Annotated in this window: 18 protein-coding genes; 9 read left to right on the top strand and 9 right to left on the bottom strand. The window is 71.8% G+C overall.

The features are described 5' to 3' along the window. The first annotated feature begins 53 nt into the window (after nucleotides 1–53). Both ACFXKZ_RS27100 and ACFXKZ_RS27095 read left to right on the top strand, forming a co-directional pair. Nucleotides 54–1,091: an aminotransferase class I/II-fold pyridoxal phosphate-dependent enzyme gene (locus tag ACFXKZ_RS27100; protein ID WP_380003616.1), complete on the top strand. Its 1,038-nt coding sequence runs from the start codon at nucleotides 54–56 to the stop codon at nucleotides 1,089–1,091. Between the two features lie 91 nt (nucleotides 1,092–1,182). After that, nucleotides 1,183–1,689 carry a VOC family protein gene (locus ACFXKZ_RS27095; protein WP_380003615.1) on the top strand — a complete coding sequence of 169 codons (507 nt, stop codon included), beginning with the start codon at nucleotides 1,183–1,185 and terminating at the stop codon, nucleotides 1,687–1,689. 43 nt (nucleotides 1,690–1,732) lie between these two features. Here ACFXKZ_RS27095 and ACFXKZ_RS27090 read toward each other — a convergent pair whose 3' ends face one another. The 4 genes from ACFXKZ_RS27090 to ACFXKZ_RS27075 all read right to left on the bottom strand — a co-directional run bounded on the left by ACFXKZ_RS27090 (nucleotide 1,733) and on the right by ACFXKZ_RS27075 (nucleotide 5,471). Continuing rightward, complete coding sequence (locus tag ACFXKZ_RS27090; protein WP_380003614.1) at nucleotides 1,733–2,299, bottom strand: dihydrofolate reductase family protein; 567 nt, start codon at nucleotides 2,297–2,299, stop codon at nucleotides 1,733–1,735. Between the two features lie 129 nt (nucleotides 2,300–2,428). Next, on the bottom strand, nucleotides 2,429–3,673 hold the full coding sequence (locus tag ACFXKZ_RS27085) for an RNA polymerase sigma factor (protein ID WP_380003613.1): 1,245 nt from the start codon (nucleotides 3,671–3,673) through the stop codon (nucleotides 2,429–2,431). A 2-nt stretch (nucleotides 3,674–3,675) separates the two neighbouring features. Beyond that, a complete protein-coding gene (locus tag ACFXKZ_RS27080; protein ID WP_380003612.1) occupies nucleotides 3,676–4,038 on the bottom strand; it encodes a YciI family protein in 363 nt (120 codons plus the stop codon). A gap of 182 nt (nucleotides 4,039–4,220) precedes the next feature. Next, nucleotides 4,221–5,471 carry an MFS transporter gene (locus tag ACFXKZ_RS27075; RefSeq protein WP_380003611.1) on the bottom strand — a complete coding sequence of 417 codons (1,251 nt, stop codon included), beginning with the start codon at nucleotides 5,469–5,471 and terminating at the stop codon, nucleotides 4,221–4,223. An 86-nt stretch (nucleotides 5,472–5,557) separates the two neighbouring features. On the opposite strand from ACFXKZ_RS27075, the gene ACFXKZ_RS27070 reads away from it, so the two are divergent. Continuing rightward, entirely contained in the window at nucleotides 5,558–6,544 is a 987-nt protein-coding gene (locus ACFXKZ_RS27070; protein WP_380003610.1) for a DUF5937 family protein, read from the top strand. 23 nt (nucleotides 6,545–6,567) lie between these two features. Here ACFXKZ_RS27070 and ACFXKZ_RS27065 read toward each other — a convergent pair whose 3' ends face one another. Next, on the bottom strand, nucleotides 6,568–7,371 hold the full coding sequence (locus ACFXKZ_RS27065) for an SGNH/GDSL hydrolase family protein (RefSeq protein ID WP_380003609.1): 804 nt from the start codon (nucleotides 7,369–7,371) through the stop codon (nucleotides 6,568–6,570). Between the two features lie 233 nt (nucleotides 7,372–7,604). Here ACFXKZ_RS27065 and ACFXKZ_RS27060 point away from each other — a divergent pair, with 233 nt between their 5' ends. From ACFXKZ_RS27060 to ACFXKZ_RS27050, 3 genes are all read left to right on the top strand, one after another. Continuing rightward, the gene (locus tag ACFXKZ_RS27060) at nucleotides 7,605–9,161 is read left to right on the top strand and encodes an alkaline phosphatase D family protein (protein ID WP_380003608.1); all 1,557 of its coding nucleotides are present in this window, start codon (nucleotides 7,605–7,607) and stop codon (nucleotides 9,159–9,161) included. 233 nt (nucleotides 9,162–9,394) lie between these two features. After that, complete coding sequence (locus ACFXKZ_RS27055; protein WP_380003607.1) at nucleotides 9,395–11,029, top strand: ABC transporter substrate-binding protein; 1,635 nt, start codon at nucleotides 9,395–9,397, stop codon at nucleotides 11,027–11,029. Between the two features lie 115 nt (nucleotides 11,030–11,144). Next, nucleotides 11,145–12,077: a MerR family transcriptional regulator gene (locus ACFXKZ_RS27050; protein ID WP_380003606.1), complete on the top strand. Its 933-nt coding sequence runs from the start codon at nucleotides 11,145–11,147 to the stop codon at nucleotides 12,075–12,077. A gap of 86 nt (nucleotides 12,078–12,163) precedes the next feature. Here ACFXKZ_RS27050 and ACFXKZ_RS27045 read toward each other — a convergent pair whose 3' ends face one another. Next, nucleotides 12,164–14,293, bottom strand: coding sequence for an MMPL family transporter (locus ACFXKZ_RS27045; protein ID WP_380003605.1), 2,130 nt, complete (start codon nucleotides 14,291–14,293; stop codon nucleotides 12,164–12,166). A 357-nt stretch (nucleotides 14,294–14,650) separates the two neighbouring features. Further along, nucleotides 14,651–15,379, bottom strand: a complete 729-nt coding sequence (locus tag ACFXKZ_RS27040; protein WP_380003604.1) for a TetR/AcrR family transcriptional regulator — start codon at nucleotides 15,377–15,379, stop codon at nucleotides 14,651–14,653. 228 nt (nucleotides 15,380–15,607) lie between these two features. Between ACFXKZ_RS27040 and ACFXKZ_RS27035 the strand changes: the two genes are divergently transcribed. Further along, entirely contained in the window at nucleotides 15,608–17,230 is a 1,623-nt protein-coding gene (locus tag ACFXKZ_RS27035; protein WP_380003603.1) for an MFS transporter, read from the top strand. A gap of 78 nt (nucleotides 17,231–17,308) precedes the next feature. Here ACFXKZ_RS27035 and trpS read toward each other — a convergent pair whose 3' ends face one another. Continuing rightward, nucleotides 17,309–18,436 (bottom strand): tryptophan--tRNA ligase, encoded by a 1,128-nt coding sequence (gene trpS / locus ACFXKZ_RS27030; protein ID WP_380003602.1) that lies wholly within the window; start codon nucleotides 18,434–18,436, stop codon nucleotides 17,309–17,311. A gap of 1,613 nt (nucleotides 18,437–20,049) precedes the next feature. Between trpS and ACFXKZ_RS27025 the strand changes: the two genes are divergently transcribed. Beyond that, a complete protein-coding gene (locus tag ACFXKZ_RS27025) occupies nucleotides 20,050–20,967 on the top strand; it encodes a serine/threonine protein kinase (protein ID WP_380003601.1) in 918 nt (305 codons plus the stop codon). 96 nt (nucleotides 20,968–21,063) lie between these two features. Here ACFXKZ_RS27025 and ACFXKZ_RS27020 read toward each other — a convergent pair whose 3' ends face one another. Continuing rightward, a complete protein-coding gene (locus ACFXKZ_RS27020; RefSeq protein ID WP_380003600.1) occupies nucleotides 21,064–22,236 on the bottom strand; it encodes an ROK family protein in 1,173 nt (390 codons plus the stop codon). Nucleotides 22,237–22,802: 566 nt separating this feature from the next. On the opposite strand from ACFXKZ_RS27020, the gene ACFXKZ_RS27015 reads away from it, so the two are divergent. Continuing rightward, nucleotides 22,803–24,056, top strand: a complete 1,254-nt coding sequence (locus ACFXKZ_RS27015) for an MFS transporter (protein WP_380003599.1) — start codon at nucleotides 22,803–22,805, stop codon at nucleotides 24,054–24,056. The last annotated feature ends 6 nt before the right edge of the window (nucleotides 24,057–24,062 follow it).

The following is a 24,062-nucleotide window of genomic DNA, read 5'->3' as shown; positions in this document are numbered from 1 at the left end:
CCCCGGCCCACGCACCGGATCGGCGGCCCGGCGAGTGCGGCAACGGAGGTGCGATGAGCCCGAGTCGGACACCCGATACGTGGATCGCCCCGGCACGCGTCGACCCCGTGCTGCGCTCGACCGCCCTGCTCGACGAGGTCGCCGACCGCTACCCGCGTGCGGTATCCCTGGCCGCCGGACGTCCCGTCGACCCGGCCCGCGCCGAGCCGGCCGACGGGCATCAGGAGGCGCTGACCCATGCGTTGCGGGCGCTGCGCCGTTCGGATCGCGACGTGGTCCTTGCCGTCGCGCCCACCTACGTCGGCCTCACCCGCGCCGCCCGCCTCACCGAACTGCCGGTACTCCCCGTCGCCGACGGCCCGCGCGGCGTCGACCTCGACGACCTCGCCGCCCAGGTACACGGCGCCCGCGCCGCCGGACTGCGCCCCCGAGCGCTGTACCTGGTCCCGGACTTCGCCACTCCGGCCGGAATCAGCCTGGACCTGCCCGCCAGACACGAACTGCTCGATCTCGTAGCCGACTTGGACCTCCTGCTCTTGGAGGACGACCCCTACGGCCCGGCGCTCGTACCCACCACCGCCGACCCCCACCGCCCACCGGCACTGCACACCCTCGACACCCGCCGCCGGGTCGTACACGTGGACACCTTCACCCGAAGCACCCACACCCCACCCACCAATACGAACACCAACACCCCAGACCGAACCACCTGGGCCGCACGCGTATACCTGCACAACCCCCGTCACCTCCTCGAAGGTCTCGCCGCCCGCTTCGGCCACGGCCCACTGGCCGGCCGAGTGCACTGGCACAGCCCCGCCGGCGGCCTGTTCACCGTGCTGACCGTCCCGTTCGTGGTCGACGACGCGCTGCTGGAGGTGTCCGCAAGGGAGTTCGGCGTGTTGTGGACGCCCATGGCGCACTTCTACGACCCGGGTATCGGACCCGCCCACCGGCTGCGCCTGTCCGGCGGCGCCCTGGACCCGGCCCGCATCGACGCCGGCCTGGACCGCCTGGCCGCCCTGGTCGGCGACCGCTCGGGCCACCACTCCCGCCGCCCGGATCGCCGCGCGTCCACCCACCTCGTCCCCTGACGCGTCCACGACCGACCCGAGCCGATACAACCAGCGATATGGTGTGCTGTGTACGGGAGTTGCCCACAGCTCGACCGGACGGGAGCACACCATGGCAGTACCCGTGGCGATGAATCACCTCGCCTACCAGACCCGGGATCTGGCCGCGACGCACCGCTTCTGGACCGAGGCGGTCGGCGCCGAACTCGCGGGCGCGGTCCGCGAGGAGTCCCGGACCACCAGCAGCGGCGAGGTCACCCCGCCGTTCCTGCACGTCTTCTACGCGCTCGCGAGCGGCGAGTGCATCGCGTTCTTCGACGTGGCCAAGGAGTACGAGCCGGTCCCCGACGGCCTGGAGTGGTGGACTCGGCACGTCGCGCTCGCCGTCGACTCACCCGCCGAGGTCGACGCGATGGCCGAGCAGATCCGCCGACACGGCGTCGAGGTGCGCGGCCCGATCGACCACGAGGGCGTCTGGTACTCCGTCTACTGCTTCGACCCCAACGGCGTACACCTCGAAATCACCCACCAGAACCGCCCGTTGACCAAGCAGGACGCCGACGAGGCCCGGTCCGCGTTCGACGGCTGGCTCGCCGACCGGGCGGCCGGCCGGGTCTGAGGCGCGAGCCCGGGACACCCCCGTAATCCCGGGCTCGACCCGGTCAGCTCTCGACGCGCGCGTAGCGCACCATGACCACACCGGCGTCGAAGGTTCGCGTATCGACCAGGCGCAGCCCACGACGCACGTCGTCGTTCCGGAAGACCGGCTTGCCGCCGCCCAGGATCACCGGGTGCACGAAGAGCGCGTACTCGTCGATCAGGCCCAGTTCGGTGAGCGTATTGGCCAGTCCCGCGCCGCCGCTCAGCAGGATGTCCTTGCCGGGCTCGGCCTTGAGCGCGGCGACGTCCGCGGCCACGTTCGCGCCGATCACCTCGGCGCCGTGCTCCGCCTGCTTCAGCGTGGTCGAGACCACGACCTTGCGGGTGGCCCGCCAGACCGGCGCGAACCGCAGGTCGTGCGGATGGGTGGAGATGGTCTCGACGATCGGCCAGTAGCCGGCCATCATCTCCCACACCACGCGGCCGTACAGGAACGTGTCGACCCCTTCGTTGATGGTCTGCCCGAAGTCGGACAACTCCGGACCCATCGTCGGCCAGTCGAACTCACCGTTGGGGCCCTCGATGTAACCGTCGACCGACTGGTGGACCATGTAGAGGATCTTGCGCATGAGGTGCTCCCTGGGAGGATCGGGGGGCGGGGGATCGGGGGATTCCGGCCGTTTCCGCTGTTCTCATGGTGAGGTCGGACCCGGCGACACGTTCTCGACATCGACGACGAAAAATCCCCCGGAAGTTCTTCAGGCGCCCTCGCCCACCCGTGCCGCGCGTATCTCCAGGTAGCGGCGCTCCGGCAGGCTCGTGGTGCGGCGGGCCGCCTCGCGGTACGCCTCCCGGGCCGCCTCGCGGTCCCCGGCCAGTTCGAGCAGGTGGCCCCGTACCGCCCAGACCCGGTGCCGGCCGGCCATGCGCTCGTCCCCCGCCAGCGTGTCGAGCAGGTCCAGGCCGGCCTGCGGGCCGTGCACCATCGCCGCCGCGACGCTCTGGTTCAGGGTGACCATCGGCCCCGGCGACAGGTGGGCGAGGAGCCGGTACAGCGCGAGGATCTGCGGCCAGTCGGTATCCTCGGCGCGCGCCGCCTCGGCGTGCACCGCGGCGATCGCGGCCTGGACCTGGTACGGCCCCGGCGGCCCCCACGTGAGCGCGTCGGTGACCAGGTCCGTGCCCTCGCGGATGGATTCGGCATGCCAGCGGGTCCGATCCTGCTCGGCCAGCGGGATCAGCGCGCCGTCGGCGCCGGTCCGCGCGGCCCGCCGCGAGTCGGTGAGCAACATCAGCGCCAGCAGCCCGGCGATCTCGCCGTCGTCCGGCCGCAGCCGGTGTATCGCCCGGGTGAGCCGGATCGCCTCGGCGGTCAGGTCGGTGCGGTGCAGGTCGGGGCCCGAACTGGCGGTGTAGCCCTCGTTGAAGATCAGGTACAGCACATGCAGCACCGCCCGGAGCCGCTCGATCGCCTCGGGCCCGGCGGGGGTGCCGAATCGGCCGCCGGCCGCCTTGATCCGCTGCTTGGCCCGGCTGATCCGCTGCGCCATGGTGGCCTCGGGGACCAGGAAGGCGTCGGCGATCTGCGCCGTGGTCAGGCCGCCGACCGCGCGCAGCGTCAGCGCCACCTGCGAGGCCCCCGACAGCGCGGGATGGCAGCACAGGAACAGCAGGGTCAACGCGTCGTCGTGGGCGCCGGTCGGCTCCCCGTCGGGCGCGGGCGCCACGTGCTCGTCGGCCGGCGCCTGGGCGGCGAGCCGCTCCTCGCGGTTGCGCCGGGCACGTTCGCTGCGCCAGTGGTCGATCAACCGCCGATCGGCCACGGTGAGCAACCACCCGAACGGATGATCGGGCAGCCCGTCCACCGGCCACTGCACGGTCGCCGCGAGCAGCGCCTCCTGTACGGCGTCCTCACACGCGTCGAACTGGCCGTGTCGGCGGACGAGCACACCGAGGACCTGCGGGGCCAATTCCCGCAGCAGGTCCTCGGCGGGCGCGTCCATGCTCACATCTCCGTCCCCGACTCGGACATCACCGGCCGTACCTCCATCGCCCACCGCTTGGCGTCCGGCCAGCGGGCGGCGATGTCGGTGGCCCGCTCGGTGCTCTCGCACTCGACGAGGAGATAGCCCGCGAAGTGCTCCTTGGCCTCCATGAACGGACCGTCGGTGACCGCCGGCACCCCGTCCCGCGTCCGGACCGTTTTGGTCTGCGTCGGGTCGGCGAGCGCCTCGCCGCCGAGCAGTTCACCGGACGCGGTCAGTTCGGCCATGATCGTGCCGACCTCGCCGAACAGCTCGTTGCGCTCGGCCTCGGACAGCTCCTCCACGAAACCCGGGCGGTTGTAGATCAGCAACATGAACTTCATGACTTCGCTCCTCGTGCGTGCACTGCGTCGGCCCCTGCGGGCCGCTCGTATCCGGGTCGGAGTCGGCCGACCGTTCTCGACATCCCGGCGCACACAATGTCGGATCGACATCCCGAAGGCGATTTTGCCGCGCGAAGCCGCGCAAAGCCGCGCAGAAGTCGGACCAGTCCCCCACCGGCCGTTCACACCACCGCGGCCTGCGCCGCCGGCACGTCCCCGGGCCGCAACATCCGCCACACCATGGCCGTCCCGACGATCGTCGCCACGCCGGACAGCGCGATCACATGCCCGGGGTCGAACACCCCGGCCAGGGCTCCGGCGCCGGCCATACTCACGCCCTGGAGGGTCATCGTCCCGGTCATCGCCAGCCCCATCGCCTGCCCGGTGCCCGCCTTCGGGACCGCGGCCAGGAACCGGCGTTGCAGGCCGAGTTGGTAGGCGAAGCCCGCGTTGGAGAGCACGAACAGCGCGGCCGTCACCGCCACCGGCGGGCTCGCGGCGACGAACAGCAGCGGGATACCGAGTTGGAGCGCCAGCCACGGCACCAGCCGCTCCCGTCGGGCCGGCCGGACGAAGCGCCCCACGAGCAGATTGCCGAGCAACATCCCGGCGGCGGCCGAGCCGTACAACAGCCCCGCGTGATCGGGCGCGTACGGCACGATCACCCCCTCGGCGGCCACGATCAGGTTCGCCGGCACCCACTGCGCCAGCAGCAGCCCGCGCACGACCGGATCGGCGAGCAGTTCGCGATTGACCCGCCACGTAGCCCGTATCGTGCCCTCGGGCCGAGGCGCCGGCCCGCCGTCGCCGCCCGCCTCAGCCTCGTCCCCCTGCGCCGCCGTCTCGCGCGCCAGCCCGAAGCGCACCACCACCGCCGACACCAGCGCCACGACCCCGGCGAACACCAGCGCACCGCCCGGCCCGACCAGCGCCAGCAACACCCCGCCGACCGCGTACCCGAGCACCTGCATCGCCCCGGCCGTCACCCCGAACACCGAGCGGCCCAGCACATAGGCGTCACCGTGCAGCAGTTCGGGCAGGGTGCGCTGCCGGGCCGCACCCGCGACCGGGCTGACCAGGCCGACGCTCGCGAGCAGCGCCAACACCGCCCACACGGGCAACACGTCGACCGCGAGCACCAGCGCCATGACGCAGCGGATCAGGTCGTAGCCCACCATCGCCGCCCGCACCGGCAGCCGGTCGGTCAGCGAGAGCAACAGCGCCCCGCCGAACGCCTGCGGCACGAATCCCGCCACATACGCGAGCGCGGACAGCGCCGGAGAGCCGGTGCGTTCGTAGACGAGCACCGCGAGCGCGAGCATCCGCACGGTGTCGCCGATCAGCAGGAGTACGTAGGAACCGAAGAGCACCCGGAAGGCGCCCACCGCGAAGATCTCGCGGTAGGTCGCCGGTCTGACGTCGTCACCGATCATGCGGCGAGCCTGCCGAGGCGCGCCGGGCGTGAGCCAAGCTTTCGGCACAGGCCGAAACCTGGGAGGCTGCGGGCGGGAGGTGTCGGGTGCTCAGGATCGAGGTCGGGCCGGCCGACGTGGCGCGCAGCAGGTTCGCGATCTCCCCGCTGGGCGAGACCGTGTTGGTGTTGCGAACCCTCGCGGGCAGTCATAACGCCGGGCCGCTGCGGCCGTGGATCGAGCGGCTGCGGCCCGCGTACGAGCGGCTGCGCCGGGAGATGGCGGCGGTCGCCGCGATGACCTCGCTGTATCGGCGCGGCGCCTACAACGCCGACTTCCTGCACCCGCCGCCGGCGGGGATACCGACCGGCATCGGGGACGAACTCGCCGCGGTACGGGCCACCCCGCTCGACCGGGCTCGGGGCGAGCTGGCGCGCAACCTGGCCGGGATGCGCCCGCCGTCGGCTGCGGCGCGCGCGCTGTTCGAGGCACCCGACGTGGTCGCGCGGCTCGCGGACGCGATCGAGGCGGCGTGGACCACGCTGCTCGAACCGGAGTGGCCGGCGCTGCACGCGGTGTTGCAGCACGATCTGGTGCGCACCGCCGGGCGGTTGACCACCTACGGCTGGGGCGCCGCGCTGAGCGACCTGTCGCCCCGGCTGCGCTGGCACGACGAGGGCACGATCGAGGTGGCCGGCCACCAGGACAACGGCACGATCGTGCTCGGCGGCGCGGGGTTGTTGTTCGTGCCCTCGGCGTTCGGCGCGAGCATCGCCTACGTGGAGCCGCCGTGGCCGTACGCCATCGTCTATCCCGCGCGCGGCGTGGCCGAACTCCTGGGCGCCCCGGCCCCCTCCGACGACGCGGCGCTGGCCGACCTGCTCGGCGGCACGCGCGCGCTGATCCTGCGCGCGTTGCACATCCCGGCCACCACCACCCAACTCGCCGCCCGGCTGAACCTACCCCTGGGCACCGTCGGCGACCACCTGGCCGTACTACGCCGCGCCCGGCTGATCACCGGCCTGCGCGTGGGCCGCTCGGTCCGCTACCAACGCACCGCGCTCGGCGAGGTGTTGACCGAGGGCCCGACCTGAACCACACGCGGGCCGCGCCCGGCTCACCCCGCCACCGCGACCAACCCCGGCAGATACCCCTTCGCCTGCCCCGTCGCGGTCGGGTGGTACGACTCGTCCAGGGGCAACGTCACTCCGTGCAGCCACTCGTCGGCCCCGCAGACCCCATGGCCGGCGAACCGGTCCCGTACGTCCGCGAAGTCCGCGCCGGCCGCCGCCGCGCGCCCGGCCGTGGTCTCGTCCAGAACGTCGGCCGCCTCGTCCAGCACCCGCCGCTTGGCCTCGCTCAGCCCGAACAGGCAACCGCCCAACTCGAACAGGCGCGGATACCCGAGCACCACCAGCCGCGCATGCGGCGCGAGCAGCCGGATCCGCGCGTAGGTGGCGTCCAGGTCGGCCGGCAGCCGGTCGCGCGTATACGCCGTCGACGTCGCCACCGCGTCCGCGCAGTCCCGATCGGCGCCGAGCACACACGTACGGATCGTGTCGGCGAAGCCGACGTCGTTGCCACCGACGCTGATCGTCACGAGCGTGGTGTCGGCGTTCAACACGGACGTCTGCCCGCCCAGCACCTGCGCGGTGGTCGCGCCGGAGCAGGCGGCGAAGGCGAACTCCGCCGCCGGGTGCGCCCGATGCCACAGCGAGGGGTACGCGTTGGCGCTGCGCTTGCAGTCGCCGCCGCCGGGCAGGTAGTCGCCCGCGCCCACCCCCGAACTGTACGAGTCGCCCAGCGCCGCATAGCTCGACGTCGGCGCGGCCGGCGCCGAATGCGCGGTGGGCGCGGCGAGCCCGGTGAGCACGAGGCCGGCGGCGGCGAGGGGGGCGGCGACACGGGCGAGCGAGGGCACGAGTGGGTCTCCTCCGGAACGTGGGCACGTCGTCGGAGGTATCGGCCGCGCGGCCGACCGACTTGACCACGATCACCCCCCGGAAGGACCCGGGCGAGCCGCCGCCCCCGCACCGGCCGCCTCCTCGACCGCAGGCCGGCGGGCGGATCCACCCCCGGCCCGCCGACCAGTCTTGACGAACCGTCAAGCCGGCGTTCGCCCCCGCTTCGCCCGACGCCACTACACACATGTCCATGACATCAGTGGACAGAAGGACCCTCCTGCGTACCGGCTCCGTCGTCGGCGCCGGCCTGGCGATCGCCCCCGTCCTGGGCGCCGGTTCCGCCTCGGCCTCGACGTCGGACGCGCCCGCCTTCGTCGCGTCCGGCCGGCCCGCGCTGAGCCACGGCGTGCAGAGCGGCGACGTCACCGCGTCCTCCGCGATCGTGTGGGGCCGCGCCGACTCGCCCGGTCGACTGATCGTCGAGTACGGCACCCGGCCCGACCTGCGCGACGCCTGCCGCGTCCGCGGCCCGTGGCTGACCCCCGACGGCGACCTGACCGGCCGGGTCCGGCTGCGCGATCTGCCGGCGGGCAAGCGGATCCACTACCGGGTCCGGGTCGAGGGCGAGCGCGGCGCGGCCGGCGAGGCGATCACCGGCTCGCTGGTCACCGCGCCGCACGAGCACAGCCGCTCCGATGTGCGCTTCCTGTGGTCGGGCGACTGTGTCGGCCAGGGCTGGGGCAGCAACCCCGACCTGGGCGGGATGACCATCTTCGAGCAGATGCGCCGGCTGCGCCCGGACTTCTTCCTGCACAGCGGCGACACCGTCTACTCCGACGGCCCGCTGGTGGAGAGCGTCAAGCTGCCCGACGGCCGGATCTGGCGCAACGTGGTCACCCCGGAGAAGTCCAAGGTCGCCGAGTCGCTGACCGAGTACCGCGGCCAGTTCGCGTACAACCTGCTCGACCGCAACTACCGCGCGTTCACCGCCGAGGTCGCCCAGATCAACCAGTGGGACGACCACGAGGTGCGCAACAACTGGTACCCGGGCCAGATCCTCGACGACGCGCGCTACACCGAGAAGCGCATCGACGTGCTCGCCGCGCGTGCCAAGCAGGCGTTTCGCGAGTGGGTGCCGATCGGCGACGACCGGGTGTACCGCAAGTTGTCCTTCGGCCGGCACCTGGACGTGTTCGTCCTGGACATGCGCACGTACAAGGACCGCAACGACGACAACCGCTACGCCGACCCCAGGCGCGGCATGCTCGGCGACCGGCAGCGCGAGTGGCTGATCGAGGGTCTTTCGCGCAGTCGGGCCACGTGGAAGGTGATCGCCAACGACCTGCCGCTGGGCCTGGTGGTGCCGGACGGCGCCAATGCGCAGGAGGGTGTCGCGCAGGGCGATCCCGGCAAGCCGCTGGGTCGGGAGATGGAGTTCGCCACGGTCCTGCGCACCGCGCAGCGCCGGGGTGTTCGGGGCATCGTGTTCCTGACCGCCGACGTGCACTACACGGCGGCGCACCACTACGACCCGTCGCGGGCCGCGTTCCAGGACTTCGACCCGTTCTGGGAGTTCGTCTCGGGCCCGCTGAACGCGGGCGCGTTCGGCCCCAACGCGCTGGATGGCACCTTCGGCCCGAAGGCCGAGTTCGTGCACGCCCCGCCGCGCGCGAACTTCTCGCCGCTGGAGGGTTTCCAGCACTTCGGCGAGGTCGAGATCGACGGCCCGTCGGGCAACCTGACGGTCAATCTGCGGGATGCCACGTCCACCGTCCTGTGGAGCAAGACCCTGCGCCCGATCCGCTGACGCACCGTCAGTCCGATACTGACGTACCGTCAGTTTCATCCGCTGACACACCGTCACGGGAGCCCTCGTCGGCGGACGAGAGCTCCCGTTCGGCGGGCAACTCACCCCATGCATACGGCGAAACGTCCATCACTACCCGAAAAAGCGCGACAAAGATCGTTCGCCGCTTCGATTACGCTCCGCCTCCGACCGCCCCTAAGGGGTCGAGGCACCGAGCGAAACGAGGCGCACGCATGGACATCGCACGTGAGCATCCCGACCTGGCCCGCCCCGGCGCCCGAGCGGGCGCGCCCGTCGGGCGAATCGTGCGCACCGTGGTCCCCGCCGTCGCCGCCTGTCTGGTGCTCGGCGCGTGCGGCGGCGGTGACGACGCGGCGGGCAAGGACGCGGACACCTCCACGGTGGCGCCGGGGCCCGGCGGCACGCTGACCGTGGCGATGGCGAGCGACATGCGCTCGATGGACCCGTTCGGCGCGCTGAGCAATTCGTACACCGACAACAGCCGGCTCAACGCGGTCTACGACTCGCTGTTCTGGCACGAGGCCAAGACCGGCAAGGTGATGCCGCAGATCGGCGAGAGCCTGACCCCGGACCCGGGCAACGCGTCCTGGACGCTCAAGCTCAAGCCGAACGTCAAGTTCTCCGACGGCACCCCGTACGACGCGGCGGCGGTCAAGTTCACCTGGGACGAGCACGCCGCGCCGGCGCGCAAGTCGTATCAGGCGGGCACGATCGCGGCGGTCAAGGCGACCGAGGTGGTCGATCCCACCACCCTGAAGATCACCCTGACCGGCCCGAACGCCAACTTCGACCACATCGTGGCCTCGAACCTGTCGTTCATCGTCTCCCCCACCGCGTACCGCAAGGACCCGGCCGGCTTCGCCCGCAACCCCGTCGGCGCCGGCCCGTACACCTTCAAGGAGTGGACCACCGGCGACCACATCACCTTCGTCAAGAACCGCGGCTACTGGCAGGGCACCGCCAAGCCGTACGCCGACACCGTGGTGTTCAAGGTCATCCAGGACAGCACCCAGGGCCTGGAGACGGTCTACTCCGGCGGCGCCGACATGAAGGTCTCGGTCAACGCCGAGGACCCGGTCAAGGCCAGGCAGAAGGGCCTGGAGACCAAGATCGTCACGATCATCGGCGGCGAGTCGATCTACTTCAACAACAAGCGCGCGCCGTTCGACGACGTGCGCGCCCGGCGTGCGGTGCAACTCGCCCTCGACGCGGACGAGGTGAACAAGATCTCGTTCAGCGGCAACGGCACACCCACGCACAGCATCTTCCCGCCGGAGAGCCCGCTCGTGGACGCGGGCACCGAGACCGTCCAGCGCACCGACCGTGCGGAGGCGCAGCGGCTGCTCGACGAGTTGGCCGCGGAGGGCAAGCCGCTCGACTTCACCTACTCCATCCCGCAGAACGCCAACGCGCAGCGGACCGCCGAATACATCATGACCTCGCTCCGCGCGCTGCGGAACATCGCGGTCAAGATCGCGCCGATGCCGATCGCCGCGTTCCAGACCGACATCGTGATCAACAAGAACTACCAGGCGGCGATGTTCAGTTACTACCTCTCGGATGCCGAGCCCGGGCTGTACGTGAACCTCTACAGCACCAGCCCGAACAACTACCTGCTGTACGCGAACCCCACCGTCGACCAGAACCTGGACCGGGCCCGGACGACCAACGACCCGGCGCAGCGCAAGGCCGCCTACACCGCGGTCGCCGCGCAGCTGAAGCAGGACGCACCGCTGTGGACGTACCAGTCGTCGGTGGTCACCGCGTTCCACCGGTCGACGGTGGTGGGCATGGTGTTGAGCAACGACGGCATGGTGCTGATGGACCGGATCGGGCTCAAGGGCTGATCCGGTCCGGGGCCGGGGGACGGGGGCCGGGTGCCGATCCGGCCCGGCCTCGGCGGCCATACCCTCGGGGTTCGGACTTGAGTCTCCACCGGGTGGAGACGGCACGGTGAGGGACATGGACGGCGCGCCCCTGTATTCGATCGGCGACCTGGCTCGACGGACCGGTCTGTCGGTCCGCACGATCCGGTTCTACGCGGACGCGGGGGTCGTGCCGCCCACCCGACGAAGTCCCGCCGGCTACCGGCTGTACGACGTCGACGCACTGGCCCGTCTCGAACTCGTGCGCACGCTGCGCGACCTCGACGTCGACCTGGCGACCATCCAACGAGTGTTGGCCCGCGAGGTCACCGTCGCCAAGGTCGCCGACGCGCACGCGCGGGCGCTGGACACGCAGATCGAGACGCTGCGATTGCGTCGGGCCGTACTGCGCGCGGTGGCCGGGCGGGGTTCGAGTCCCGAGGAGATGAATCTGATGCACAAACTCGCCCGACTGTCCGACGAGGAACGCCGGAAGTTGATCACCGACTTCCTCGACGCGACCTTCGCCGACCTGGACGTGGACCCGGACTTCCTGGCCCGGATGCGCTGCGGGCTGCCGAGCCTGCCGGACGATCCGACCCAGGAGCAGTTGGAGGCGTGGGTCGACCTCGGCGAACTGGTCACCGACCCCGACTTCCGCGCGTCGATCCGGCGAATGGCGGAGTACCAGGCGCGCGACCGCCCGAACGAGCTGCCCCAGGGCACCTACGAGCGGCTGTCCGAACTCACCCGGGAGCGTGTCGAGGCGGCCCGCGCGGCCGGGATCGAGCCGACCTCGACCGCGGCCGAGCCGGTGGTCACCGAGCTGATCGCGGCCTATGCGACGGCCTTCGGCCGCCCGGCCGACGCGGCCTTCGTCGCATCGCTGGTGGAGCGGATGGAGGTGGGCAACGACCCGCGCGCGGAACGCTACTGGACCCTGCTCGGCATCATCAACGGCTGGCCCACCCGGCCCAGCGCGGCCCCGGTCTTCGCATGGTTCACGGAGGCGCTGCGCGCCCGGGCGTAGGCCCGAGCCGACGGCCGGGGAAAAACGCGAAGAGGGTGGTGGGCGGGGGAAATCCGCTCACCACCCTCCGGTCTTGCGCTACCGGATCAGCCGACCAGTACGCCCTCGCGGGTGTCGCCGCCGCCGGGCTCCGGGTCGTCCTCCTCCGGGTGTTCGGCCAGCTTGCTCGGCCACCAGATCTTGCGGCCGATGTCCAGGGTCAGTGCGGTGACCAGGACCGAGCGCACGATGAAGGTGTCCAGGAGCACGCCGAGCGCGACGGTGAAGCCCATCTCGGCGAACGCGACGATCGGCAGCGTGCCGAGCACCGCGAAGGTGCTGGCCAGCACCAGGCCGGCCGAGGTGATCACGCCACCGGTCGCGGCCAGGCCGATCTGCATGCCGCGTCGGGTGCCGTGTCGCTTCGACTCCTCGTGGACCCGGCTCATCAGGAACACGTTGTAGTCGATGCCGAGCGCCACCAGGAACACGAACACGAAGAGCGGGAAGCCGACGTCCGTGCCCTTGAAGCCGAGCAGGTGCTCGAAGGTGAACACGCTGATCCCGAGGGCCGCGGCGAACGACAGCACCACGGTGGCGATCAGCACCAGCGGCGCCACCACCGCCCGCAGCAGCAGGCCGAGCACGATCAGGACCACGAGCAGGATCAGCGGAATGATCACCATGTCGTCGTGTTCGGACGCCGAGGTGATGTCCATGCGGGTCGCGGTACCGCCGCCGACCTTGGCCGCGGCGTCCGGAACCCCGTGCACCGAGTCGCGTACCCGATCGACGGTGCCGTTGGCCGCCTTCGAGTCGGGCGACGCGATCATCGTCGCCTCGATCTGGACCCGGCCGTTCACCGCACCGGTCTGGTGCACCTGGCCCGGAGCGATCCCGGGGGTGCCCTGGATGGCCTGGATCAACGCCGCCGCGGCGGACTCCTTGCCGATCACCACGATCGGGTCACCGGAGCCCGCGGGGAAGTAGCGCTCCGACACCTCCTGGCCGTGGATCGACTGCGGCTTGTTGGTGAAGGAGTCCTTGTTGGCGATGCCGTCGCCGTTGAGGTTGGTCAGGCCGATGGTCATCACACCGAGGATGACCGCGGTGATGATCCACACCACGCGGGGACCGCCGGAGATCTTGCGGCCGACCCGGGCCCAGACGCCCTTCTCGTCGTGCGTGATCGCGTCCGGCTCGAACTGCGGACGCACCGGCCAGAACACCCAGCGGCCGACGATCACGAGCAGCGCGGGCAGCAGCGTGGTCATCGCGATCAGGCCGACCAGGACACCGAGCGCGCAGACCGGGCCCAGGCCCTTGGTGGACTGCATCTCGGCGGCCATCAGGCACAACATGCCGACGCCGACGGTGGCGGCGCTGGCCACGATCGCCGGTCCGGCGCGGAACATCGCCGCCGCCATGGCCTCGTGCCGGTCCTCGTACCGGTGCAACTCCTCGCGATAGCGCGCGATCAGCAGCAGCGCGTAGTCGGTTCCGGCACCGAAGATCAACACGGTCAGGATGGCCGCGCTCTGCCCGTTGACGACCAGGCCGGCCTTGGTGAACAGGTACACCACGGCCTGGGCGCTGAACAGCGCCACCACCGCCGAGATCACCGGGAGCAGCCACAGGACGGGACTGCGGTAGGTGAACAGCAGGATCAGCACCACCACGCCGAGGGTGGCGTAGAGCAGTGTGCCGTCGATGCCCTCGAACGACTCGGCCTGGTCGGCGCCGAGCCCGGCGGGGCCGGTGACGTACGACTTCAGGCCCGTCGGGTTGTCCTTCAGGGCTTCCTTGAGCTGATCGACCGCGTCACCGAGATCGTTCCAGCCGCCGTCCTTGATGCTGATCGGAACCAGGATCTGGGCGGCCTTGTGGTCCTTGTCGAAGCTCGTGTCCTCGATCTTGCCGGTCACGCCCTTGGCGGTGCCGAACTTCGTGCGGTCGGCGAGGATCGCGTCCTGGTCCGCCTGGGTCAGGCCCGACGAACGTTCGTAGACCACCACGGCCGGCACCGTGGTGTCGGGGCGGAAGTCCTTCTGCTCGTTGATCACCTTCGTGGACTCGGCGTCGGCGGGCAGCCACGACGAGACTTCGTTGTTCTGTGCATCGGTCAGCTTGCTTGCCAGCGGCGCCGCCGCAACGAGCAGCACCACCCACAAGGCCAGCACGACCCACTTGGATCGGCGCCCGCACGGCAACGCCGCAAGCGCCTTGATCCGGTCCATGTATCCCCCAGCTGATGGGCTGATTCCGAACGGAAGCAGCGGTCGATCGACTTCACGGATTCAGCTCTGTGCCGGGTTCGAGAACACGCGGCCAAGGCTGTCCGCAGCACCGCGCGTAGCCAACCGTGCGGTGCTGTTGTTGCTGTGTGCCATACCGAGATTCGGACCGTCCGGCGCCCCGAAACTCATCGCTTGCCGGCGGTCCGACGGCGGATTGTCCTGGATGGACTGCCCCACCGTCCACCGAATACCGCCCTGTTGGGCACAGGACGGGTTAATAGCTGGTGAACTCACCGCACGGGCGGGGCGGATCGGCGGGCGAATCGTGACGCAGCGGACGGGTGGGGTCGCGATCGGTCATGCGTCGGCGGCTGCCGGCGGCTCGGTTTTCGGGCGGCGCGGCAGCGCGACCAGGCCGTCCAGGAAACGTTCCAGGACGAAGGTGAAGCGCTCGTCGATGTGCGGGCCGGTGAGTTCGCGAGCCGCCGCGACCAGGTGCGGGTAGGTGTCGGCCGGGAACGCCGCGATGGTGTCGCCGATCGCGGACACCGCCTCGCCGATGGGCACCCCGGCGGCCACCGCCGCGGTGATCGGCCGCTGTTCGCTGTACACGAATCCGCTCACCAGCAGGCTCAGGCCGTAGGTGATGTAGGCCGCGTCCTGCCGGTCGAAGCCCGCCTCGTCCAGCACGGCGAGCTGATGCTCCATCACCGTCGCCATCCCGGGCCCGGATGGGAAACGACCCATCAGGACCCGCACCGAATCCCGGTTGGACTTGAGGAACTTCCGGAAGGCCCAGGCGAGTTCGCGCAAATCGAGACGCCAGTCGCCGAGCCTCGGCGGCAGTTCGCGGGCGCCGCGGCCGAGCAGGCCGTCGGCGAGCAGGTCCAGCAATTCCTCCTTGTCCCGCACGTGCCAGTACAACGACGGTGCCCGCACCCCCAGTTCGGCCGCCACCGAGCGCATCGACAGCGCGTCCAGGCCGTCGCGTTCGAGCACGGCCAGGCCCGCCTCGACCAACGCGTCGAGGGTCACCGCCGGCCGCTTGCGCGCACCGTCCGGTCGTGCCCGGCCCTTGCCCGTCATGTCCACTCCTCGTCGTCGACTCCGCCGAGGGCGTTGCCGCCGACCTCGTGCGGTCGATCCTCCCTCGGAATCAGGTCGATTCCCTTCCGCATTCGGGTCGCGTCGCGGCACGTCGCGAACCCGACTGCGGATCTGTTCGGATCGGTTCGGATCAATCCTCTTGCGTCGGGGGGCGACGCGATGCAATCTAACACCATTAGGGATCGACTAACGCTGTTAGGGAGAGCTATGTCGCAGGAGTCCTCCGAGTCGGGCGCGGGGCCGATATCCGGGTCGGATCGCGCCGGCGCGCCCCGCAAGGGACTGATCCTGGCCACGCTGTGTGTGGCGCTGTTCGTGGCGATGCTCGACAACGTCGTGGTGTCCAACGCGCTGCCGAGCATCGACCGTGATCTCGGCGCCGGGGTCAGCGGGCTCCAGTGGGTGATGGAGGGCTACAGCCTGGTCTTCGCCGCGCTGCTGCTCACCGGCGGCACGTTGGGCGACCGGTACGGCCGGCGCCGGGTGTTCCTCATCGGCCTCGGCATCTTCACGGCGGGATCGGTGGCATGTGCGCTGGCCGGGTCGTTGGCGACGCTGATCGCCGGGCGCGCGGTCCAGGGCGTCGGCGGCGCGCTGTTGTTGCCGGGCAGCATGTCGATCATCCGGCACGTGTTCACCGACGATCGGGAGCGGGCCCGGGCGATCGGCATCTGGTCGGGGGTCTCCGGCGCGGGGCTGGCGCTCGGCCCGGCGATCGGCGGTCCGCTGGTGGACGCGTTCGGGTGGGCGAGCGTGTTCTGGATCAACGTGCCGATCGGCGTGGCCGGGATCGTGATCGGCGCCCTCGTGCTCCCGGAGTTCGCCGAACGGCGCGGTCGCTTGGACGTGCCGGGCGTGCTGCTCGGCGTACCGGCCGTCGGCGCGCTGGTGTTCGCGCTGATCGAGGGCCCCGCCGAGGGTTGGACCTCGGCCCGCGTACTGGGCGCCGGCGCACTGGCCGTGGTGGCGCTGGTCGGCTTCGTGGTGGTCGAGCTGCGGGCCGCCCAACCGATGCTCGATGTCGGCTTCCTGCGCGACCGGGTGATCGGCGCCGCCGTGTGGGGCGGATTCGCGGTCAGCTTCGGGATGTTCGGCGCGTTCTTCTTCCTCGGCCTCTACCTCCAGGACGTGCTCGGGTACACGCCGACCGAGGCCGGGTTCGCGTCGTTCCCGTCGACCCTGGCGATCATGGTCGCGGCGCCGATCTCCGGGCGGGTGGCGGGCCGGATCGGGCCGCGGGTGCCGCTGGTGATCGGACTGACGATGTGCGGGATCGCGCTGGGCGGGCTGTCCTTCTACGGCAAGGACGTGACGTATCTCGAGTTCTGCTGGGTGTTGCCGTTCCTGGGTGGCGGCATGGGCCTGTGCTTCACGCCGATCTCGATCGCGGTGATGTCCCGGGTCGAACCGGCCCGGGCCGGCATGGCCTCGGCGATCTCCAACACCGCGCGCGAACTGGGCGGCGTGGTCGGCATCGCCGCGCTCGGCGCGATCCTCACGGCGCGGATGTCGAGTCGGCTGGGCGACCTGCTCGACCGGGCGAACGTACCGCCGGACCAGGCCCGCAAGGTGGTCGACGCGAGCACGTCCGGTGGCGGCGGGGGCATCGGGCACCTGGGTACGGCGCCGCCGGTCGTGCGCGAGGCCGCCTCGACGGCGTTCATCGACGGCCTGCACCTGGCCCTGTGGACCGGGTCGGCGGTGCTGCTCGGGTCGGCGGTGGTGGTGGCGTTCCTGATGCGGGAGCGGACGGTGGAGACGGGGACGCGGGGGCGGCGGCGGAGCGAACGGGGGTGGCGGCCTGAGAGGCGGGACGGGGTGGCGGCTTGAGGGGCGGGGCGGGGTCGCGGCGGGTGATGCCGGGGCCGCGACCACCGTCCGGGCGGTGCTTCGGTTGCCGCCTTCCCTTCAGTACATGCTGCGCATCGCCGTTCGGACCTCGCGCAACGTCTCGTCGGCCACCGCGTTCGCCCGCTCGTTGCCGGCCCGCAACACGCGCCGGACCTGCTCGGGATCGCGGGCGAATTCGGCGCGCCGGGCCCGGATCGGGGCCAGGAACTCGTTCACCGCCTCGGTGACGGTCCGCTTCAGCGCGGCGGCTCCGGCGGCGCCGATCTCCTCGGCCACCTCGTGCGGGTCGCGCCCCTGGCACAGCGCGGCCAACAACACCAGGCCGGCCACGCCGGGCCGGGCGACGGGGTCGTAGGTGATGTGCCGGTCGGCGTCGGTCCTGGCCGCGCGGATCAGCCGGGCCGTCTCGTCCGCGCTCGCCCCGAGCGGGATCGCGTTGCCCCGGCTCTTGCTCATCTTGGTGCCGTCGGTGCCCAGCAGCAGCGGCGCGGCCGACAGCAGCGCGTCGGGCACGGGGAAGACCGGCCGGCCGCCCGTCGGGTAGCGGTCGTTGAACCGGCGGGCGATGGACCGGGTGAGTTCGACGTGCGGCAACTGGTCCTGGCCGACCGGGACGAGATTGCCCTTGCAGAACAGGATGTCGGCGGCCTGATGGGCGGGGTAGGTGAACATCAGCCCGCTGACGGCGGCCTGCCGCGAGTGCGCGATCTCGTCCTTGACGGTCGGATTGCGGTTCAGCTCGGCGACCGAGACGAGGCTGAGGAACGGCAGCAAGAGTTGGTTCAGCGCCGGGATCGCGCTGTGCGTGAAGATGGTGGTGCGGTCGGGGTCGATCCCGATGGCCAGGTAGTCGAGCACCAGGCCCTCGACGTATTCGACCAGGCGCTCGGCGACGTCCCGGTCGGTCAGTACCTGGTAGTCGGCGATGATGAGGAATCCCTCGACGCCGAGGTCCTGGAGCCGCACCCGGTTGTGCAGGGTGCCGAAGTAGTGCCCGAGGTGGAGGGGGCCGGTCGGGCGGTCGCCGGTGAGCACCCGAAACCGGCCGGGCTCGTGTCGGATCCGCTCCTCCAGTTCGGCGCTGCGAAGCTGCGCGGCGGAGGTACCGATGGCGTCGGTCGGTGTGGTGGGGGTGGTCGCGCCGGCGGCCGTGCCGGCCGTGGTGGTGTCGAGCAGGTCGTTCATGATCCGTCTCCCGGTGGGTGGTCGGCGAGCCGCCGCCGGAACGACACCCGCCCGCCTCCCACTTCGGGACACGAAAAAAGGGCCGTCCGTACGAACGACCCTGGTCAGGCCCGAATGGGCGGTCGCTCCTAAGCGGAGCGCCACCAACTCGTACCCAATACACGATGCATCCCCCGAGCATAGCGCGCGGCCGATGCCGTGGTGAGGTTTCCGGTGGTCCCGTCGGTGCGAACGCCCGGACCGGCGGAGGTGTTGCGCAGCGGAGACGTGACCCGTGGCAGTCGGGGTCTGCGCACCCGCCGATGAGCCGAAGATGCTCGACCGCCGATGCGCCGCTCTGGGCGGAATGGGCGGGTCGCGGCGGTCGAGTGGCCGGGCGAGTACGTCGGGAGGCCGGAGTCGTGGCATGCGCGAAGCGGCGGGCGGGGGTCGCGGGTTGAGCAGGGGCGGGGCTGGGGTCGCGAGATGAGCCGAGGGGAGCGCGCCGAGGTCGCGTGTGCGGCGCAACGGGGCACCGGAGTCGCGTGTGCAGCGTTGCCTTTTTTGGGCGCTTCGCGCCGGCTCGCGAGGCACCACTTTTTTCTCTCCCCGCTTCGCTCCGGGCCACCCGGCCCAAGTTCTGCGGCTCCGCCGCTCTCCGCGCTTCGCGCGTCGGTCTTCAGGGTCGGTCCGAGTCGTGGGCGCTGACGCGCCATGGGGGAGCGGCCGTGGGGGTGGGCCGGGTCGTGGGTGGGTTGCGGTGGTGGCGGGGACGCGAGGGCGTGGCGTTGGCCGTCGGACTCGAAGTGATGGGCGGATAGGGGGTGTTCCGCGTCGGGTGGGGCGGTTCGGGTCGGTGGTAGGGAAGTTGGTCGATCCGTACACGATCCTGTTCGCCCTGACCGTCGTGAAAGCGCTCATGGGGGCGCATGTGGTCTCGGGTGGTGAACTCCGGTGCCAGGGCGTGGCGTTGGTCCGGGTCCGGGTCCGGGTCCGGGTCCGGGTCGGGGTCGGGTCGGGGTCGGGTCGGGGTCGGGGGTTGGGTTGGCGTGGCTGAAGTGTGGGCTTGTGTCTGGGAATCGTCTGTTGGAGGGGGTGTGGGCGGGGCTACCGTGGCAGGGGCTCGAAGCGGCGTCGTGGCTGGTCCGATCCGGTGTACCGGCAACTCCCCCGTCCCCGAACGCGATCGCGGCATCGTGTGCCGATCGATCCGGCGGGGTTCGGCCCGAACCGGATTGAATAGCCCCGCGGAACGCCTTTGGGGAGGCCCCTCCGTGGTGCGGCGGGCGAGGCGGAACGCGGCGGACGCCCCGCGCTCCGCCTCGTCGGGGCGGGGTCGGCAGGGCGAGGTCGGCGGGTCGGGGGCGACGCGCACCGCTGTCGCGCCGGTGCGGGCGAGGCGGGCGGGTCGTGGCGGTGCCATCGCGGGCGGGCGGGCGGATTGTGCGTGGGTACGGCGATGGGTCGCAACGCGCCTGCGCAATTGTCGCTTTCAGGGCATCGGTGTCCGAATTCCTGTTCCCTTCCGGGGTTGTCGCGGGGCTTCCAGGGCCCTCATCTGCGGGGCTTCCGGGGAAAACGCCCCATCGCTCTTGCCGGGGGCGCTACCTTCGGCATAAGGACCCGAAGCCCACATGTTCGATCCGTCCACGCTGCCGACCCCCGGGCGGCGGGTCCCGGACACCCGTCAGGAAAGGCCGATTGCCGTGCCGCACCCATTGCTCGACGCCGTCGACACCCCGCAGGATCCCGCCGCTTTCCTGCGCTCGATCGGAACCGTGCACACGACCTTCGGTGACCAGGACTCGGGTGCGGTCTCCTACGGAGTGCACGCCGAGGGGAACTGGTTCGTCAAGACCGGCCCCAACCCCGCGTCCGCGCTCAGCCTGCGTCGCGCGATCGACCTGCACGCGCATGTCCGCCACCCGGCGATCGTGCCCATCCTGCACACCTTCACCGCCGGCGGCGTGCCCGTGACGGTGGGGCCGTGGCAGTCCGGCGAGGTGCTGTACCACGCGACCGTCAAACGTTCGGGCAAGCTGCTGCGCACCGGCGCGGCCTCGCCGCTGGCCCGCTTTCGGGCGCTGCCGCTGGACGACGTACACGCGGCCCTGGACGCGATCCTCGACGCACACCGGCTGATCGACGCGGCCGGCTACGTCGGGGTGGACTGGTACGACGGTTGTGTGCTCTACGACTTCCCCGCGCGTCGGGTGCACCTGATCGACCTGGACGAGTACCGCAGCGCGCCGTTCGTGCTCGACTGCGCTCGACTGTCCGGGTCCACCCGCTACATGCCGCCCGAGCACAGTCGGCGCGGCGCGCTGGTCACCCGGGCCGGCACCGTGTTCCTGCTCGGCCGCACGCTGCGCCTGCTCCTGGACGCGGGCGACGAGGAACGCGCGTGGCGCGGCACCCTGGCGCAACTCGCGGTGGTCGAACGGGCGACCCGGCGCGACCCGGCGGAGCGCTACTCGAACGTCACCGAACTCTTCGACGCGTGGAGCGCGGTGGCGCCGGCGGGCATGCTCTCGGGTACGTATCGGGTGTGATCGTCGGGGACGCGGGCCGGTCGGGCGTCGCGTGGGTCGGGCTCGGCTTCGGGCCCGGCTTCGGAAACGGCGACCGGGTTCCCGGTGGGCTCACGCTCAGCGTTGCGGGCTGCCGAACAGGGCGTCGCGGGCGTCGTCGAGGGCGGTCAGGACCGCCCCGTCCAGGATCGCGCTGCCCGGGACGGTCCCCGCGAGTACCCGGGTGGGCAGGGGCGTCAGCTCGGCGAGTCGGGACTCGACCCGCCCGGCGAGGGCCGTGCCGCCGGCCCGGCCGGTCTCCCCGCCCAGCACCACGCAGCCCGGGTCGAGGATGACGGCGAGCGCGGCGGCGGCGAGTGCCACCCGGTCGGCGAGTTCGTCGAGGAACGCGGCACCGGCTCCGGTGTCCCGCTCCGCCGCGGCCCGTACGCACTCCTCGGCCGTACCGGTGAGGCCGTGCCGGGCGGCCAACTCCTCCACGGCGGCGCCCGAGGCCAGGCTCTGGAAGCCGCCCTCGCAGTCCACCCGCGACGGCAGTCGACCCGTCCCCGGGACCGGTAGGAAGCCCAACTCGCCGCTGCCGCCCGACATGCCGCGACGCAGCCGGCCGTCCAGCATCACGCAGGCGCCGATCCCCTGGCCCAGCCACACCAGGACGAATGTGTCCAGGCCGCGGGCCGCGCCGAAGCGCTGTTCGGCGATGCCGGCGAGGTTGGCCTCGTTCTCCAGGACCACCCGGCCGCGGTCGCGGAGCGCGGCCGGCAGGAGGGCGTGCCAGGCCGGGAGGAAGTCCTCCACCCCCAGGTTGCCGGTGACGGGGTCGATCAGGCCGGGTGCGCCGACGCCGAACGTGTGCAGTGTCTCGGCCCCGGCGCGGGCGGCGGTGGCGTCGACCAGGGCCAGGACGTCGGCGATGGCGCGGGTCGGCTCCCGGTTCGCCGGTATCGCGAGCGTGCCGGACGCGGCGATCCGGCCGGTCAGGTCGGCGACGACCACCTCGACGCCGCCCAGGCGCACATCCAGGCCGGCGATGTAGGCGCGCTCCGCGACGATCCCGTACAGCCGGGCGTTCGGGCCGCGTTGGCGGGTGCCCGATTCGCCGGCCAGGTGGATCAGTCCCGCGCTGCCGAGGCGGTCGACCAGGTCCGCCACGGTCGGGCGGGAGAGCCCGGTCAGCGTCTTGAGCTGGGCGGCGGTGAGGGGGCCGTGCTCGATCAGCAGATCGAGGGCCAGGCGGTCGTTGATCGCACGACACGTGCTCGGCGTGGCGGTACGGGCGGTGACTGTCATGGGAACCGATCCTACGCAAAGTCTTTCTTTCAGGAACCCTGCCTGATAATTTTCCGGCCATGACCGAGACGAACATCTGCCAGACCCCGCCCACTCCGCATTCCCGAGCCAAAACGCCCCCGGGCCACCCACCCTCGCCACCCCCGCACACGGCCGGTGGGCTCACGGGGGCCGACGCAACCGGGGAGCCGGGCTCAACCGAGCGGGGCGCCACACACGAGCCGGCGAGCACGGGGCGGGTAAACGACACGGCCGAGCGCGCGAACACGGGCACGTCGGAGGGTGCGTGCGAGGGGGCCGGCGCGGGCCCGGTGCGCGGTGTGGGCGGATGCGTGGCCGCCGTTGCGGGGGGCAGTGCGCGCGAGGGGGTCGACGCAGGTCGGGTGCGCGGTGCGGGCGGGGGTGTGAGCACGGGTGAGGTGGGCGGTGTACGCGGAGCGGGAGGCGGGGGGCCGCTGGACGGAGCCGCCGAGGTGGGCCCGGCGGGTGATGCGGGTGGGCGGGCGAAGCCGAGTGTGGATGGGGAGGCCGGGCGGGCTCGGGTGGCGGCTTGTTTGATATTTGCGGTGCATGGATCCGTGGGGGGTGGGTTCGCGGCGCGGTTGCCCTGGTTGCAGGGGCATCTGGATTTGAGTGCGGGGCAGTTGGGGGTCGCGCTCGCGGCGCCTGCCGTGGGGGCGTCCCTCGCCATGCCGTTGGCCGCGTCGCTGGTGCATCGGCACGGGGGGCGGACCGCGCTGCGGTGTCTGATCGCGGTGTGGTGCGCGGTGCCGCTGTTGCCCCTGTCCGCACCGGGGCTGGTCTGGTTGTGCGCGGCGCTGCTGGTGTTCGGCGTCGGCGCCGGGATGTCCGACGTCGCGATGAACACGCAGGGCCTCGTGGTCGAGCAGCGGGTCAAGCGCTCGACGTTGCCGCTGCTGCACGGGATGTGGAGCGCCGGCGCGCTGTTCGGCGCGGGCGTGGGCGCGGCGGCGGCGTTCGCCGGACTCGACGCCCGCCTGCACATGGCGGGCCTGGCCGTGCTGCTCGCGGTCACGGGCTGGTTCGCCGGCCGCAACCTGCTCGACGCGCGGCCGGCCGCTGCCGGCGGCGGCGGTGGCGCCGACACCGAGGCCCCACCGCGCTTCGCGCTGCCGTCCAAGGCCGTACTCGCGATCGGCGCCGTCGGCTTCTGCGGGGTGTTCGCCGAGGGCGCGGGCGCGAACTGGAGCGCGGTCCACCTGAAGGAGGTGGCCGGCGCCTCCCCCGGCGTCGCGGCCCTCGCGTTCACCGGATTCGCCTGCACGATGGCCGTCGCCCGACTGCTCTCGGGGATGGTGGTGGACCGCTTCGGGGTGACCCGTACGATCCGCGCCGGTGCGGCCCTGAGCACCGTCGGCGCCGTCGTTGTCGCCGTCTCGCATTCCCCCCTGCCCGCCGCGCTCGGCTTCGCGCTGCTCGGCGTCGGGGTGGCCGCGGTGCTGCCGCTGACCTTCGCCGCGGCGGGCCGGGTCGGCGACAATCCGAGCCGATCCATCGCCGGCGTTGCCACGGTGACCTACACGTCCGGCCTGATCGCCCCCGCGATCGTCGGCGCCATCGCCGACCACGCCTCGCTCAACACCTCGTTCGCCGTGGTGGCCGTCCTCACCGCGGTCCTGATCCCGACCGCGCGGCTGCTCAACCCCTCGGCGCCGCCCCCCGCCGGCGGCCGACCCGCCCCGCCCGAGGCCGCGCCGCCCAAAGCCGCACCGCCCGAGCCCGCCTCGGGGTCGATCCGGATCGGCACCTCCCCGTCGGGCGCCGCCACCACCGTGCTCTTCCCGCCGCCTGAGCGCTGATGGGGC

Origin of the sequence: Embleya sp. NPDC059237, from assembly GCF_042754105.1 — a bacterium.
GTDB lineage: Bacteria > Actinomycetota > Actinomycetes > Streptomycetales > Streptomycetaceae > Embleya.
This window is presented reverse-complemented; position numbering and strand designations above follow the sequence as displayed.